The sequence below is a fragment of the Pseudomonas lurida genome (assembly GCF_013522705.1).
In the GTDB taxonomy this organism is placed as follows: domain Bacteria; phylum Pseudomonadota; class Gammaproteobacteria; order Pseudomonadales; family Pseudomonadaceae; genus Aquipseudomonas; species Aquipseudomonas quebecensis.
The window spans coordinates 70,698-85,664 of the sequence record NZ_JAAMRE010000012.1; the positions used below are offsets into that span (position 1 = coordinate 70,698).

Consider the following 14,967-nt stretch of genomic DNA (forward strand, 5'->3'; position numbering starts at 1 on the left):
CTTGAATCAAACTGCATGCACGAGTTGACCCGCTCCCTGCGCAGGCGTACGGCCAACTAATAAGTTCCGGTTATAGCGTTATAACTGCAACTAAGGTATACGTTGCAATATCACCACTGAGCCGTTTGGCGTTTTACCTTCGTAACGGTCTTTTGCCTGGCGGTTCAAATGGGTAATTCCGGTGCCTTCGGCATTCATCAGCCAGATGCCGTCCGGTGTCGGCGACCAACTCAGGGGCTTGTCCCCCAGCCACTGCGTCACACAGGCCACATCGCCGCCAAGGGCGCCGGCCTGTTCCAACAGGTCCAAGGCGCATATCCGGTCCTGCTGGCGCAATTGCCAATGGCCGGCCAACTGGGCATGCGTGGGTAAAACAAGACTGCTCGCCATTGCGTGGGCTCCTGCCGACACGAACATCACCTGCACAGCGCAGGCGATCAAAGTAACAAAACGCTGCATCGTTACGCTTCCTCCGGAGGCGCGGCGCCGAAACGCCGCGCCCGTGCATCACGCCACGATGTCGCTGGCCGCTGCCTGGCCGACGGTGGTGACGAGGAAATCCGCCACGCCGTGCCCGGAGAAGTCGACCGCCAGGGTACCCAGGTTGGTGCCCGCCGCGTAGCTCAGCACCGCGTCGCCGGCATGCCCGGTGAACGCATTGACAAAGGTCAGGCCCGCGCCTTTGGTGATGCCGCTGAGGTCGATCTTGTCCGAGCCGGAGGCGAAGTCAAAGATCTTGTCCGCAGCGCCAGGCCTGGAATCGGAACTGGCGCCGAACACAAAGGTGTCGCTGCCTGCGCCGCCCCACAGCTGGTCCGCGCCGCCACCACCGTAGATCAGGTCGTTGCCGGCCCCACCTTTGATGAGGTTGGCCGCGTTGTTGCCGATGATCAGGTCGTTGCCCGAGCCACCGAACGCATTCTCGACAGTCACGCCCTTGGCGATGGACACGTTGCCCACCAGGCCGCCAACGTCGGAGAACGAGGTCTCATTGAGGTTGATCTTCTGGTTTTGGGTAAAACCGGAGAAGTCCAGGGTGTCGTTACCGCCACCGTCCCATACCGAGAACACCAGTTTGTCGGCGTTGGAACTGGCGCTGAGGAAATCACGCCCGGTGTTGGAGTTGAAGCCGTAGGTGGTATCGCCGGCACGGGTGCTGTAGTTGGCGCCATAGAGCTTCTGGATCGCGGCAATGTCGTCGATCAGCGGGCCGGAGGCATAGGCTTCTACCCCGCCTTTGCTGAAGTTCTGGTTGGTGTTGCTTTCGCTCCAGTAACTCATGACGCTGTAGCCGCGCGTGTCCTGTCCGTAGGACGCGTCGTTGTAGCTCGGGTTGCCGTTCCCGGCGTTGTAGTCGCCAGGGTGGGCCAGGCCCAGGGTGTGGCCGATTTCGTGGGTCAGGGTCTGCCGGCCGTAGTTGTTCAGGTCCGGGGTTTTGTTCGGCGTGTAGCTGCTGTTGGTCAAGTACCACGAGGTGCCGTCGTAGCCTGCGCCGGTGCCGGGCAGGTAGGCGAAGGCCGCCGCGCCGTCCTGGCCACCGCTGTAATTGCCGAAGGTCATGTGGGCGTCACCACCGCTGGCTTTCTCGGTGAAATTGACGTTGGCCACGTCTGCCCACGATTGCATGGCCAGTACGGCCTGTGCTTTCTGCTGGGTGTTGAACTGGCTGAACCCCGAGATGCCATGTTTGTTCATGGTGCTGGAGGAGGCCGAGGTGAGGAAGGTGTAGGTCAGATCGATCTTGCCGTTACCATCGAAGTCGCGGTACGCGGCACCGTCGCGCAGCAGCTGGTTGGCTGCCTGGTCAACGGAGTAGGACGGTTTGCCGTTGACCGTGAGGTTGCCGCCACGGTCATACAGATGGCTGAAGCTATCGATTTGCGAGTAAGCGGTGCTGGCTTGCGCCGCTGACACGATAGCCTTGTCTTTTACTTTTGACATAAACGTACTTCCTTGTTTGCAAGTGCATCAGTCTTTGATCGATAGGAACCCCGCTGGCGAGATCGTCCTATCACTCGCCTCTTTTGAAGGCGTAAGAAAACTGACACAACTTGAAATCTTCCGTCTACATCTATTTGCCGGGTGAATAAGTGCCTGTCAAACAATCGGCGCAAGTCGAAGGCCGTGTTTGCTGGCCGCATTGGATTTTGTCGGACAAAAAGCAGTACAGCGTTATTTAAATATTAAATAGTGTTAACTCCACCCAAGTAGCGTCATGCACTCAGAGGGCGAGGGAATATATTGTCATGGTGTCATTGGCGACATTAAACAGCCACTACTTAGATAAATAATTTCATATGTCCCCCTTTACCGGGACAGGGATCTAACAGGTTTAACCAGCAGGCCTGCTCACCACAACAAGCCCGCTCGCCACAGCACGTCCTTAACGACCCGTACGAACCGTATTCCAGACCCGTGTGCGCACGCGGTCGATGTTCAGGGGCATCGCTTCAAGCGCAAACAGCTTGCCCATCATTTCCGCGCTCGGGTAAACCTTGGTGTCGGCCTTGATCGCCGGTTCGACCAGACTGTCAGCCGCCTGGTTGCCGTTGGCGTAGTGAACGTAGTTGGTGATGCTGGCCATCACGTCAGGGCGCAACAGGTAGTTCATGAACGCGTAGCCGGCTTTTTCGTTGGGGGCGTCGGCGGGCATGGCGACCATGTCGAACCAGATCGCGGCGCCTTCCTTGGGGATGTTGTAGCCGATGTTCACGCCGTTCCTGGCTTCCTTGGCGCGGCTTTCGGCCTGCAGGATGTCGCCGGAGAAGCCGACGGCCACGCAGATATCGCCATTGGCCAGGTCGGCGGTGTACTTCGAGGAATGGAAGTAAGCCACATACGGTCGCACTTTCATCAACAGGGCCTCTGCCTGTTTGTAGTCCTCGGGCTTTTTGCTGTGGTGCGGCAAGCCCAGGTAATTCAACGCCGCCGGCAGCAGTTCCGGGCCGTTGTCGAGGATCGCCACCCCGCACTTCTGCAGCTTGGCCATATTTTCGGGCTTGAAGATCAGGTCCCAGGAATCCACGGGAGCGCCCTCTCCGAGCACGGCCTTGACCTTATCGATGTTGTAACCGATACCGGTACTGCCCCATAGGTAGGGAAACCCGTGGGCATTGCCCGGATCGTTGTTTTCCAGGGCCTTGAGCAGCACCGGGTTGAGGTTTTTCCAGTTGGGCAACTGGCTCTTGTCGAGTTTTTTCAGCGCCCCGCCCTGGATCTGCCGGGCCATGAAGTGGTTGGACGGGAACACCACGTCATAGCCGGATTTACCGGTCATCAACTTACCGTCCAGGGTTTCGTTGCTGTCGTAGACGTCGTAGGTAAAACCGATGCCGGTCTCTTTCTGGAAGTCTTTGGTGGTGTTCGGTGCGATGTAGTCCGACCAGTTGTAGATTTTCACCGTTTCGGCGGCGTGGCTGGCGCAGGCCACCCACAGCAATGGCAACAGGGCGATGGCTTTCATGGTTCGATTTCCTGGCGGTTTTAGGGCTGTTGTTATGGCAGGCGATCAAGGATCAAAGCGTTACAGCATCAAGACGTAGGTCTTGCGCACCGTCTCCTGGATATCCCAGATACCGGTACTGTTGGCCGGCAACATCAGTGCATCGCCGGCTTGGATGTGCAAGGTTTCACCGTCGTCGGGGGTGAAGGTGCAGCGCCCCTGGATGAAGTGGCAAAACTCCTGTGCGATGATCTGGCGCCGCCAGCGGCCCGGGGTGCATTGCCAGATGCCCGTCTCGACGCCGTCGTTACGCTCGACGCTCAAGGTGGACGCCACCGCGATCGGCTCGCCCAGGGGCGCAGCGACCGGGGACGAGTCCGGCAAGTGCGCATTCAGCGCGTCTTTGAACTGAGTGATGCTCATGGGAGCTCCCGTATGTGTGAACGACTTAGTGCATGAAACCTTCCATGAACCCCGCCAACCCCGTGGCGAGCTTGCGACGCCAGGGTGCGGTATTGGGGTTAGCCAATACTTGGTCTTCATGGACAAAACTACGAATGATCGCGTTGTAACCCAGCCAACGGCACGGCTCGGGCTCCCAGGCCTTGAGGGCGTCCAAGCCCCCCTCGCGGATCACCCAGGGTTGGGGGATCAGCGGGGTATCACGATCCAGGATCAGGTCGGCCAAGGTGCGCCCGCCCAGGTTGGTCGCACCGACGCCCTCCCCGCCGTAACCGCCGGACACCGCGATGCCGGCGCGCCGATCGCACAGCATGTGCGGTCGGAACTGGCGCGACATCCCCAGGTTGCCGCCCCAGGAATGGGTGATCCGTACGTCCTTGAGTTGTGGGAAGAGTTCGCCGAACAAGTAGCGACGCAGTTGCACTTCGCTGTCGGTCAAATCGAAGTCATGGCGCAGCCTACCGGCGAACTGGTAACCACCCCGCGCACCGAATACCAGGCGGTTGTCGGCGGAGCGCTGGCCGTAGGTGACTTGGCGGCTGCTTTCGCCGAACGCCTGACCCTCGCTGAGACCGATCTGCTCCCAGGTGCTGGCCGGCAGTGGTTCGGTCGCGACGATCAAACTTTGCACCGGCAGTTGGTAGCGCCCCAGCGGGGGCAAGGTAGTAGCGTAGCCTTCCACCGCCGGCACCACCCACGTCGCCCGTACGCAGGCTTTATCGGTGCGCACGCTGCCGGACTGCCAGTGTGTGACTGGGCTGTTTTCATAGAGCGTTACCCCCATGCCTTCAACCACGCGCGCCAGGCCGCGCACCAGTTTGGCGGGTTGGATGGTTGCCACATGGGGGGCGTAGATCGCGCCGTAGGGTTTGGCGATACGCAGTTGCTCGGCCAGTCGTTCCGGGCTCAGCCAACGATAATCGGCTTCGCTAAGGCCCTGGGCGTAGAGTTTGTTCAGATAGCGGCGCAGGCTGATTTCCTGCTCGGGGTAGCGCGCGGCGCAATACAGCGCGCCGCCCTTGCGATAGTCGCAATCGATGCCCTCTCGGGCCAGTACCTGAGCCACTTCGTCCGGAATGCCATGCAGTAAATCGAATGAAGCACGGCGCTGTTCGGCAGACAGCCCGGCGAGCAGGCGGTCTTCGCCCAACAGGTTGCCCATCAACCAGCCGCCGTTGCGGCCCGAAGCACCGAAGCCGGCGGTTTGCGCTTCGATAAGGGCGATGTTCAGCTGCGGCGCCTGACGTTTAAGGTAATAAGCGGTCCACAACCCGGTATAGCCGGCGCCAATGATGGCCACATCCACGTCCAGGTCGTGCTCCAGGCAGGGCCGCGCGATCAGCGGGTCGTCCAACTGATCCATCCACAAGCTGATGTTGCGCCATGCCGCCATGCCAGGTTTCCCTCTACCGCGTTTCGATAGACGGGATCCTAGAGCGCCGTATCAGGGGTTGTCTTGCGCGCGTGCACGCAGAGAAATTTGTTTGACGTAGGCCTTGGGCGACTGCCCCGTGTGCTGGCGAAATGCACTATAGAACGCCGACAACGAATTGAAACCGGCGGCGAATGCCAGTTCGTCGACCTTGATCGGCGCTGCCGCGGTATTCAGTGCGGCCAGCAGGTGCCGGAGCCGGGCCTGGTTGACGTAGCGGTAGAAGCTTTGCCCCAGCACCTGGTTGAGCAGGTAGGAAATCTGATTGCGGCTGTAGCCGCACTCCTTGGCAACGCGCTGCAGGTCCAGTTCCGGGTCCAGGTACGGTTGCCGGCTTTCGAAATACTGCTGCAGATCGTTGGCCATATGCCCCAATTGCTGAGGCGAAAGCCCCAGGCGGCTCACCGTGGGGCGCAGGGTTTGCGCGGGTTGTTCGTGCACCAGTGAGGCGTACTCATTGACGCGCCAGATCAACCCGTCACGCACGGTGATGGCCTCGCTGGTGCGGAACGACACCAACCCATGACCACCGCGCAAAGTAATACGGTATTGGATAAACGCAGTGTCGCCGTCAGCACGAATGCGATCGGTGTGTTCAATCGCCTCATCCGCCGCGCGTGGCATGCTCGCGCGCAGATACTCACGCAGCTCGGCATGCCGGATCACACGGTTCTGAAAGAAATCGTGGTACTGAATGTCCGGATGGTAGTAGGCCATAACCCCGTCCAGGTCGCGATGGCGCCAACATAGGTGGTGGCGCAGCACCAGCTCGCCAGTGGCGTGCGTGAGCTGGCTGTCGGAGTCGGGAGCAATGTCGGGCATGGGCGGCTCTGGCGGATAAAGCCTGGAGATTGACGAAATTCGCCACGCTGTTCAATGCGCGCAATCACTTCGGTCGCGTAATGGCACTATGCCAACTCCCCGACAGGAGATGACCCAGGTCAATCGAATCGAAAACAACCGCCGAACGGGCGGAAAAAAGTCACGTTGCGGTTGCGAACGAATGCTATTTTTAAGCTCTACACGCCTCGACCAGTGACGGTCCCGGCACCCTGCCGCGAGCTAAAGGAAGCGCTCAATGAACCAGGTGGGCAACATGAACAAAGTGACATTCCCCAACGCGTGCCAATTGATGCGCTGGCACTTTCACCCGATGGGTTTTGAAGGCAGCATGGATGCTCCCGGCAGTATGGTCGCCCGCCTGTTCGACCGTGCCAGTGGCGAGACTCTGATTGCCATTGCCGGCATTCCCTGCGCCACCGTGATGAACGCCGCCGATGTGGAGCGCATGATCGAGGCGGTGGAAATCGAACTGGCATCCTTTGTGCCGCCCTTATCGTTGCGGGCGTGATGTTGCTCGACATCGCTGAAGGCCGATCGCTCGGCCATCAGTGACGTTGATCGTCGAAAAACGCCTTCCTGCCATCCACCCGCTCCGACGCCTTGGGCATATTTACCGCCTGGCCCTCGGGCTTTTCCACGTACCAGTAGCAATGACTGACCGCGCGGGTGATCCCTACGTAGGCCAGGCGCAATACTTCCTCTTTCTGCGCGGTGTCATAGGGCTCGCTGTCGCCGTCCTGGCCCAGGCCGGCCATGCGGTACACCTGGTTCTTATAGGGCGAGCTGGTGACGTGCTGGCAATCGCCCAGCAGGAACACCGCGTCGGCTTGCAAGCCCTTGGCACTGTGATAGGTCAGTTGCTTGAGCCTGCGCGTAGCGGGAGGCAAGCTCGAATCCGCATTAACTGCAGATTGAATATGCTCTTGAATCAATAACTTATCGCTACCTTTTCGATACAGCATTAACACCGAATCGCCTTTCTGGTAATGCTCGACCAACTGCCGCCCCAGCGCGGCGTCGTCACGCTCCATCACCTTGACTGGCACCAATGCCTTTGGCGCACCGCTGGCCTTGGCCTTTTTGCCGGCGATTGCCGGCGCGGCGCGCACGATGTGTTCGGCGGCGTCGATGATGTGTTGATGGCTGCGGTAGTTTTCCCCGAGCATCACCCGCGTGGTTGCCGGTGATGGGAACTCTTTGTCGAAGGCCATGAAGTATTTCGGTGAACTGCCGCGCCAGCCATAAATCGACTGCCAGTCATCGCCCACGCACAGCAGCGAAGAATGCTGCGCGCCGCGCCCCACATGCATGGCCGGGCCACGGCTGCGGATCTCGCGCAGGCTGGCGCGGAGCCACGAGACGATCTGCGGCGAAACATCCTGGAACTCATCGATCATCAGGTGCGACATCGGCCGCAGCAACGGGTCGCTGAGCAGCTTGAGGTTTTCCGGGGTATTTTCGCCGAACAGCGAGAACATGCGGTTATAGGTCATGATCGGCGGCTTCTGGTCGAGCAAATGGTCTTCCAGGGCTTTCCAGAAAATGCTCAGGGCTTCGAAGAACAGGCGATCCGGATCATCCTTGGTGAAACTCATGCGGCCCACGGCGTCGGGAACGTCCAGCCCCAGGTTTTCGATGAAGCCGGCAGCCGTGACAAAACAATCGAGCAGCGGTGCCGATCCCAGCTCTCCTTTGACCTTGTACTCAAACCCAGGGCCGGCGCTGGCGTCGCCGGCCAGGCTACTGAGCAGGCGCTTTGAGTCCTGGTAATTATCAAGCCAAATCAGCGGTTTACGGCAGAAAGCTTGAAACAGAGTTCGCTTAACCGCGCATTCGGCGCGCACCGACAGCTTCGCATTCGGCCGGCTGAGCCGCGGGTTTTCGCTTGAATCAAAACCCAATACCACCCACGCATCCAGCTCGGGAATATAGCCGTGGCAATGAAAGTGCGCGCCGTTGATCTGCACCGTGCGGCGATCGGGCTCGACGCCCTTGATCGGCCAGGCGCCGGCGCGAAACCACAAATCCTCGATCAGGTCACACAGCTCTTCGTCGCGCTGGGCCGCCAGCTCCGTCACCGCCACGCGCTTTTGCACGTCAGGGTGATCGCGCTCCAGCTCCTTGAGCTGCAACCCATGGCGCATCAACGGGGCGATCAGCTCGCGAAAACGTGGATGCTCGCCATACAGCCGGTGATAGCAGGCGTTGAGTTGCCGACGCTGGGCCTCGTTGATGCGCAGGTCGAAGGGGTTAGTGTCGGCCTCGTCGTCCAAGCCCGTATGCAGGTTCTCGAACGCTTGCAGGCGCTCGAAGCCCGGCAGGCTGCGGACCATCGGCAGGATGCGCGAGTGGAAGGTGCGCACCACCGCCTGGGCCGCTTTGATATCAAGCGGTTGGCCCCACAGACTCATGATTTCCACGAGCTTGTGGATGAAGTCCTTGCGCGATTCACGGGTAAACGTCACCACGGTGATGGAGCTGAGTTCAAAGCCCAGGTAATGGGTGAGCAGCAGAATGCGCAGCACCAGCGACGTGGATTTGCCCGCACCGGCACCGGCGATCACTGAGGTGGAAGGCGTATCGCTGAAGATCATCTTCCACTGCGCCGCGCTGGGCTGGGCATGCGCCGGCAGCAGGCGGGCCACGTCGGCCTTGATGCGTTTTTTCAGGTCAGCGGTCAACGGCAGGCGCCAGTCATCGAAGAGGTTGTCGTCAATGCCCGGAGCGCGGTGAGCATCGGTGCGAAAGTCGCGAATCAACAGGACCTGGCGCCCTTCCTCGAGTCCATCGGCCTTGCCTTCGCGGTAACCGTACTCGACGCCCGCTTCATGCCCGCTGCGAAACCCGTCGGCTTGCCCATGCAACCACGAGAACCGGTGCTGGGCGCGCAGACGGGTCAGGCCATGGCCAAACAGACGCGCCGCCAGGCGTTTCAGCCAGGGCATTTGGGCCAGGGGCAGCAGTTCAGGGGGCAGATCAGGCTGTTGTTGCGACACGCGGACTCCTGCGGTGGGCTGGGTTTTGAGCAGTGCACCATGGTCGCCGGAATCGCCGCACAGTTCCAGCCAATTGCTGTGCCGTCAGGCAGTTAGGCGATGAAATGAACGTTGCGTCGCAGCATTTCAATCGACTAAACCGATAGGAATAAGGCACTTTTTACGCTTTTTATCGATTATCCATATTGGGATCATGGGCCGTATCCACAGGAGACGATCATGCTTGAACTCAGACCTTTCAATGCCCTGGGTGGCGCCCACCACGGCTGGCTCGACGCTCATCACCATTTCTCATTCGCCGAATACCACGACCCCAAGCGCATGCATTGGGGCAACCTGCGGGTGTGGAACGACGACATCATCGCGCCCGGTACCGGATTCCCGCAGCACGCGCACCGCGACATGGAAATCATCACCTACGTGCGCGAGGGTGCCATCAGCCATGCCGACAACCTGGGCAATAAAGGCCGCACCGAGGCCGGCGATGTGCAGGTAATGAGCGCGGGCACCGGGATCGCCCACAGCGAATACAACCTGGAAGCTACCCCGACCAAGATTTTCCAGATCTGGATCATCCCGAATGAAGCCGGGCTGCCGCCTTCCTGGGGCGCCAAGCCGTTTCCCAAAGGGGAGCGTGAGGGTTTCGTGACCTTGGCCAGCGGTAAGGCGGGCGATAACCAAAGCCTGCGCATTCGTGCCGACGCCCGCCTGGTAGCGGCGAACCTGAAAGCCGGAGAAACCGCCGAGTACCGCCTGGAGCACGGGCGCCGTGCCTACCTGGTGCCGGCCAACGGGGTGATTGAGGTCAATCGTGTGCGTGCACACGCCCGTGACGGGGTGGCGATCGAGGATGAACAGGTGCTGCGGGTTACGGCGGTCGAGGACAGCGAAATCGTACTGGTCGATCTGGCTTGAGAACCGAGCCTCCGGTAACCATAGGGGCTTGCCACAGCAAGCCCCCTCCACAAGGGACGCGCACTGTTATTCGGCGATGGCGCCGTCCACCAGCACCTGGGCTTCTTCGACCAGTTGCTTGAGATGGTCTTCACCCACAAAGCTTTCGGCGTAGATCTTGTAGATATCCTCCGTGCCCGATGGCCGTGCGGCAAACCAGCCGTTTTCGGTCATCACCTTCAAACCGCCGATCGCCTGGTTGTTGCCCGGCGCGTGGCTGAGGATTTGCTGGATGCGCTCCCCGGCCAGTTCGGTGAAGGTCACCTGTTCCGGCGACAGCTTACCCAGCAGCGCTTTCTGCGCTGGAGTGGCCCTGGCATCGACACGAATCGCGAACGGTTCGCCCAAGGCGTCGGTCAGGCCACGGTAGATCTGGCTCGGGTCCTGGCCTTTGCGCGAGGTCATTTCCGCCGCGAGCAATGCCGGGATCAAGCCGTCTTTGTCGGTGCTCCAGACCGTGCCGTCCTTGCGCAGGAACGACGCCCCGGCGCTTTCTTCCCCGCCAAAGCCCAGGGAGCCTTCGAACAGGCCGTCGGCAAACCATTTGAAGCCCACCGGCACTTCGTACAGGCGGCGACCGATACGCGCGGCCACGCGGTCGATCAGGCCACTGCTGACCACGGTCTTGCCTACGGCCGCATCGGCGCGCCAGCCGGGACGGTTCTGGAACAGGTAATCGATGGACACTGCCAGGTAGTTATTCGGCGCCAACAGGCCGCCGGACGGAGTGACGATGCCGTGGCGATCGTGGTCCGGGTCGCAGGCGAAGGCCACGTCGAAGCGTTCCTTGAGGCCGATCAAGCCTTGCATGGCGTAGCTGGAGGACGGGTCCATGCGAATCTGGCCGTCCCAGTCGACGCTCATGAAACGGAAGGTGGCGTCGACTTCGGTGTTCACCACCTCCAGATTCAAGCGGTAATGCTCGGCGATCGCCGACCAATAGCGCACCCCTGCTCCGCCCAGCGGATCGACGCCCAGACGCAGATCGGCGCTGCGAATGGCATCCATATCGATCACATTGACCAGGTCGGCCACGTAGCTGTTGAGGTAGTCATGGCGATGGGTGGTGTCAGCCTTGAGCGCCTGGGCGTGGCTGATGCGCTTGACGCCGGCGAGCCCGTTGGCCAACAGCTCGTTGGCCTTGGCCTCGATCCACTTGGTGACGTGGGTGTCCGCCGGGCCACCGTTGGGCGGGTTGTATTTGTAGCCGCCACTCTGCGGCGGGTTGTGGGACGGCGTGATCACGATGCCGTCAGCCAGGCCGCTGGTGCGACCGCGGTTGTAGCAGATGATGGCGTGGGAAATCGCCGGGGTCGGCGTGTATTCATCGCCTTCGGCCAGCATGACGTGCACGCCGTTGGCGGCCAGGACTTCCAGGGCACTCGCGCCGGCGGGAGTGGACAGCGCGTGGGTATCCAGGCCAACGAACAGCGGGCCATTGATACCCTGGGCTTCGCGGTACAGGCAGATGGCCTGACTGATCGCAAGCACGTGCCACTCGTTGAAGCTCAGTTCAAACGAGTTACCACGGTGCCCGGAGGTGCCGAACGCGACGCGCTGGGTGGAGATTGCTGCATCAGGCTGGCCGGTGTAATAGGCCGTGACCAGTCGCGGGATATCCACCAGCAACTGCGCCGGCGCCGGTTTGCCCGCAAAAGGACTGATTGTCATGCATAAACCTCGGATAGAAGAATTCGGAAAAAATGCCAGTTTACTGAGAGTTGGACTACTGCGCGACGGGATCGATCCTACAGCAGCAATAGAAATTTCAACCAGTCTTCGCTTGGCGCAGGGCTTCGCTCAGGGCTATCAACGCGATGTCCAGGTTGGGCTGACCGGGGAAGGTATGGCTTAAGCGCAGATGCTGGTGATGCAACCCGCTGACGCTGAACAGTTCGCCGGGGGCAATGACGACCTGTCGCACCAGCATTTGCTGGAATACTTTGCGCATGTCCACCGCTCGCGTGGACGCCAGCCAGAACGTGGCGCCGGCCCTGGGCATTTGATATGTCACCTGCCCGCCCAAGTGCTGCGTCAGGCGTTGGCTCATCTGCAGGGCTTGTGCGCGCAGGTGTTCGCGCAGGGCCACCAGGTGCTGGTCGATACGGCCGCTGTGGTACAGCCGCGCAATGGCGCGCTGGCGGATCGACGATAAGCGGAACGAACGCAGCAGGAACTGGCGCTGCAATTCGCGACCCATGCGCCGGCTCAACAGATAGCCATAGGGGGCTTCCGAGCCGAGGGTTTTCTCGAACGAGGAAAATACGATCAGCCGCTCCGGGTTGACCAGATCGCGCAACGGAGCAGGTGCTGCATCGAGACTTAACTCGCCCAGGCTGTCGTTCTCCAGCAGCCAGCAGCCGTATTGGTTCAGTCGCTGCGCAACATCCAGGCGATCTTCCACCGGCATCGCCACGCCCGAAGGCAGGCTGACCGTGGACGACAGCATTACCAGGTGCACCGGCTCTTCGCGCAACAGTCGCTCAAGCGCCGCGCTGTCAAGGCGCCCTTGCGCGGTCCAGGGCAGCTCGATGACACGCACCCCCGCGCCTTGCAGCAGGCGCAGGATCAGCCAGTCACACGGCGATTCGACCACCACGGCGGTGCCTCTGAGGCCCAGCACTTCGATCAGGATATCCAGCACCCCGCGCACATCGGCGCCGATGTAGACATCATCGGCGTGCCAGCAATGGGTGGGCGATGAGGTGTAGCGTGCCGCCAGCGCCGCGCGCAGTTCCCAGACACCGCAAGGCTGCGACCAGGGCTGCAGATGACCAGGGTACTGGCGCACCAGTTCGCGCTCCAGACGCAGCAAGGTGGCATCCAGAGCACCCAGCAAAGCCGGCTCATCGCCGCTCAGCACCAGCATGTCCGGACGCCGGGCGGCGGCGTACAGCCGGTCGAGCAGGTCGCCACCCATCCAGGCCATGGGATTGGCCGACATCGGCCAGGCGTAATAGCCGGATTTGGCTACGGAGTAGACGCGTCCTTCCTTCTCCAGCAACGAGTAGGCGTACTGGATGGTCGAGATCGATACGTTCAGGCGCGCCGCCAGCTGCCGCAGCGACGGCAGTTTGACCCGCGTGTCGGTGCTGACTTCGTTAATCAGGTTGATCATGTAGCGATAGACCGCCTGGTACGCGAAGTCGGCCTGGCGCTCGCTGCGCAGGGTCATCGCCCGGACAGTTGAAAGGCCGGTATCGCGCCTTGCGCCATGGCTCGCGCGTTGCGCTGTCGGCCGTGGGCGTCGGTCAACGGCCGCTTACGGTACAGGTGCTGCAGCAAGGGCAGCGGTAAACCACTGGTGTCGCTGACCCATTGTTGCAGCATCTCGGCGCAGGGCTTGCCCTGCAGCGCCTTGTGCAGCTCGGGCAGTGCGACCAGCATGCCTGGATGGCATTGGCGCAGATACCCTTCCAACCGTTGTCCGTGATGGATAAACGGCGAAAATAACAGGCAGATCAGCTGGGTTTCATCCAGCCCGAAGAATTGCTGGGCAAAGGTGCTCGACAGCACGCGCCCTTCGCTGGAGCCGGCCTCGGCGAGCAATTGCTCGGGCATGTGCAGACGCTGCATGTATTGGGTGGCCTGCTGGATAAACCCGTCGACGCCGTCTTCATAGCGCAGGTCGCGCAGGCACTCGGCCTGCAGGCCGCGCAAATGTGCCATCAGCAGCGGGTTGGAATAGCTGGGATGACTGAAATGAAAACCCAACGGATCGGGGGTGTAGGCCATGAATTCAGTCAGCAGCGTGGTCGACTCCAGGTCGACATCCTTGAGCAGGTCGGCGATACCGATATAGGCCAGGTGCCTGTGCCCCGGCGGGTTGGGGTTCTCGTGCGCCACATAGTGATCGCCGTACACGTCGCGATAATAGCCGGCGCTCCACTCGTCCATGCGCGCGAACAACTCGTTGAGCGAGCGCGCGCGGGCTTTGGGCATGGCCACCCCTGCCCCTTCTGCGGTTTTTTTCAGCCAGGCGAGAAACTGGCTTTGCTTGCGCGGAGAGTCGCCGCTGACTACCGCGTGCACGCCGCCGCCCCACGTGGTAGCGCGCAGGTAAAAATCACCCAGGGCCAGATAGGTGTCATTGCACAAGGTTGCGCGGCAATCGCCGGAGCTCAAGTGCCCCACCATCAACATGTTGCGCTGGCTGACCGCACGGCCCAGGGCTGACGCCGGGCGCAGGTGATTGAAGGGCTGGACTTCCTGGCTTTCCACCATCAGCAATTCGACACGCGGGTCGTCGTGGAGAAACAGACGGCTGTAGCCCTGATTGAGGGTTTCCAGCTGGCCCTCGGTCATTCCAGCATGGCGCAACGTCGCGACCCGCAACTGAAAGGTGCGCGGCGCGCGGCCGGCAATGGTCAGCTGGGCGGCACGTAACAGTGCCAGGGTGTAACTGCTGACTTCACCCCCTCCATGGGCCACCAGCACTTTGTAGTCACCGACCTGCTCCATGCCTCCGGCGGCCACGACAATGCGCTGGACCAATAACTGAAGTGCCGTCCTGCCCGAGCGCGTAAAGTGCCCGATCAATCGTTGCAGAACTTGCTGATAAACATGATTCATAGCCTGTTCGTGAATAGTGCTCATAGTTCTACTACCTGAGTTGAAATATCAGTTTCAAGCAACTGCCGACAGTGTGTGCTTGACCCTCTGCGCGTGTAGGAAATTCGCACTTCGCGCCGTACGCCGATGAATAGACACTAGCACCGCGCGACAAAATGACAGGACTCACCCAGCGCAATTAACGCTGTTCCACACGCTTGCAAGCTTATGAAATCAGTGGAAAAACCACCTGGCCGCGCTCGTCTTAGGAAGACTCTGACAATGTC

The 14,967-nt window shown here is 60.9% G+C and carries 12 protein-coding genes; 2 read left to right on the top strand and 10 right to left on the bottom strand.

Annotated elements, in window-relative coordinates; translation table 11 throughout:
* Positions 1 to 90 precede the first annotated feature (90 nt).
* The 6 genes from G7025_RS12340 to G7025_RS12365 form a co-directional block, all read right to left on the bottom strand.
* Entirely contained in the window at positions 91 to 459 is a 369-nt protein-coding gene (locus G7025_RS12340) for a protease inhibitor Inh/omp19 family protein (RefSeq protein WP_181079483.1), read from the bottom strand.
* A 48-nt stretch (positions 460 to 507) separates the two neighbouring features.
* Entirely contained in the window at positions 508 to 1,941 is a 1,434-nt protein-coding gene (locus tag G7025_RS12345; protein WP_181079484.1) for a serralysin family metalloprotease, read from the bottom strand.
* Positions 1,942 to 2,383: 442 nt separating this feature from the next.
* The gene (locus G7025_RS12350) at positions 2,384 to 3,463 is read right to left on the bottom strand and encodes a polyamine ABC transporter substrate-binding protein (protein ID WP_181079485.1); all 1,080 of its coding nucleotides are present in this window, start codon (positions 3,461 to 3,463) and stop codon (positions 2,384 to 2,386) included.
* Between the two features lie 60 nt (positions 3,464 to 3,523).
* On the bottom strand, positions 3,524 to 3,865 hold the full coding sequence (locus G7025_RS12355) for a cupin domain-containing protein (protein WP_181079486.1): 342 nt from the start codon (positions 3,863 to 3,865) through the stop codon (positions 3,524 to 3,526).
* A 25-nt stretch (positions 3,866 to 3,890) separates the two neighbouring features.
* Positions 3,891 to 5,297 carry an NAD(P)/FAD-dependent oxidoreductase gene (locus G7025_RS12360; protein ID WP_181079487.1) on the bottom strand — a complete coding sequence of 469 codons (1,407 nt, stop codon included), beginning with the start codon at positions 5,295 to 5,297 and terminating at the stop codon, positions 3,891 to 3,893.
* 51 nt (positions 5,298 to 5,348) lie between these two features.
* Positions 5,349 to 6,158: a helix-turn-helix transcriptional regulator gene (locus G7025_RS12365; RefSeq protein WP_181079488.1), complete on the bottom strand. Its 810-nt coding sequence runs from the start codon at positions 6,156 to 6,158 to the stop codon at positions 5,349 to 5,351.
* A gap of 256 nt (positions 6,159 to 6,414) precedes the next feature.
* On the opposite strand from G7025_RS12365, the gene G7025_RS12370 reads away from it, so the two are divergent.
* Positions 6,415 to 6,687: a DUF1652 domain-containing protein gene (locus G7025_RS12370; protein ID WP_181079489.1), complete on the top strand. Its 273-nt coding sequence runs from the start codon at positions 6,415 to 6,417 to the stop codon at positions 6,685 to 6,687.
* A gap of 37 nt (positions 6,688 to 6,724) precedes the next feature.
* On the opposite strand, the gene G7025_RS12375 is transcribed toward G7025_RS12370, so the two are convergent.
* Complete coding sequence (locus tag G7025_RS12375; RefSeq protein ID WP_181079490.1) at positions 6,725 to 9,175, bottom strand: UvrD-helicase domain-containing protein; 2,451 nt, start codon at positions 9,173 to 9,175, stop codon at positions 6,725 to 6,727.
* A 219-nt stretch (positions 9,176 to 9,394) separates the two neighbouring features.
* Here G7025_RS12375 and G7025_RS12380 point away from each other — a divergent pair, with 219 nt between their 5' ends.
* Complete coding sequence (locus G7025_RS12380; RefSeq protein WP_181079491.1) at positions 9,395 to 10,090, top strand: pirin family protein; 696 nt, start codon at positions 9,395 to 9,397, stop codon at positions 10,088 to 10,090.
* 66 nt (positions 10,091 to 10,156) lie between these two features.
* On the opposite strand, the gene pgm is transcribed toward G7025_RS12380, so the two are convergent.
* The 3 genes from pgm to G7025_RS12395 form a co-directional block, all read right to left on the bottom strand.
* Positions 10,157 to 11,800 carry a phosphoglucomutase (alpha-D-glucose-1,6-bisphosphate-dependent) gene (gene pgm / locus G7025_RS12385; protein ID WP_181079492.1) on the bottom strand — a complete coding sequence of 548 codons (1,644 nt, stop codon included), beginning with the start codon at positions 11,798 to 11,800 and terminating at the stop codon, positions 10,157 to 10,159.
* A 97-nt stretch (positions 11,801 to 11,897) separates the two neighbouring features.
* Entirely contained in the window at positions 11,898 to 13,304 is a 1,407-nt protein-coding gene (locus G7025_RS12390; RefSeq protein ID WP_181079493.1) for an aminotransferase-like domain-containing protein, read from the bottom strand.
* Positions 13,301 to 14,725 carry a hypothetical protein gene (locus G7025_RS12395; RefSeq protein WP_181079494.1) on the bottom strand — a complete coding sequence of 475 codons (1,425 nt, stop codon included), beginning with the start codon at positions 14,723 to 14,725 and terminating at the stop codon, positions 13,301 to 13,303. The genes G7025_RS12390 and G7025_RS12395 overlap by 4 nt, the downstream gene beginning before the upstream one ends.
* Between the last annotated feature and the right edge of the window lie 242 nt (positions 14,726 to 14,967).

Coding starts and splice junctions, on each gene's coding strand:
- G7025_RS12380 (WP_181079491.1), top strand. CDS start 9,395: ATGCTTGAACTCAGACCTTTCAATGCCCTGGGTGGCGCCCACCACGGC.
- G7025_RS12390 (WP_181079493.1), bottom strand. CDS start 13,304: ATGACCCTGCGCAGCGAGCGCCAGGCCGACTTCGCGTACCAGGCGGTC.
- G7025_RS12350 (WP_181079485.1), bottom strand. CDS start 3,463: ATGAAAGCCATCGCCCTGTTGCCATTGCTGTGGGTGGCCTGCGCCAGC.
- G7025_RS12370 (WP_181079489.1), top strand. CDS start 6,415: ATGAACCAGGTGGGCAACATGAACAAAGTGACATTCCCCAACGCGTGC.
- pgm (WP_181079492.1), bottom strand. CDS start 11,800: ATGACAATCAGTCCTTTTGCGGGCAAACCGGCGCCGGCGCAGTTGCTG.
- G7025_RS12340 (WP_181079483.1), bottom strand. CDS start 459: ATGCAGCGTTTTGTTACTTTGATCGCCTGCGCTGTGCAGGTGATGTTC.
- G7025_RS12365 (WP_181079488.1), bottom strand. CDS start 6,158: ATGCCCGACATTGCTCCCGACTCCGACAGCCAGCTCACGCACGCCACT.
- G7025_RS12360 (WP_181079487.1), bottom strand. CDS start 5,297: ATGGCGGCATGGCGCAACATCAGCTTGTGGATGGATCAGTTGGACGAC.
- G7025_RS12355 (WP_181079486.1), bottom strand. CDS start 3,865: ATGAGCATCACTCAGTTCAAAGACGCGCTGAATGCGCACTTGCCGGAC.
- G7025_RS12395 (WP_181079494.1), bottom strand. CDS start 14,725: ATGAGCACTATTCACGAACAGGCTATGAATCATGTTTATCAGCAAGTT.
- G7025_RS12345 (WP_181079484.1), bottom strand. CDS start 1,941: ATGTCAAAAGTAAAAGACAAGGCTATCGTGTCAGCGGCGCAAGCCAGC.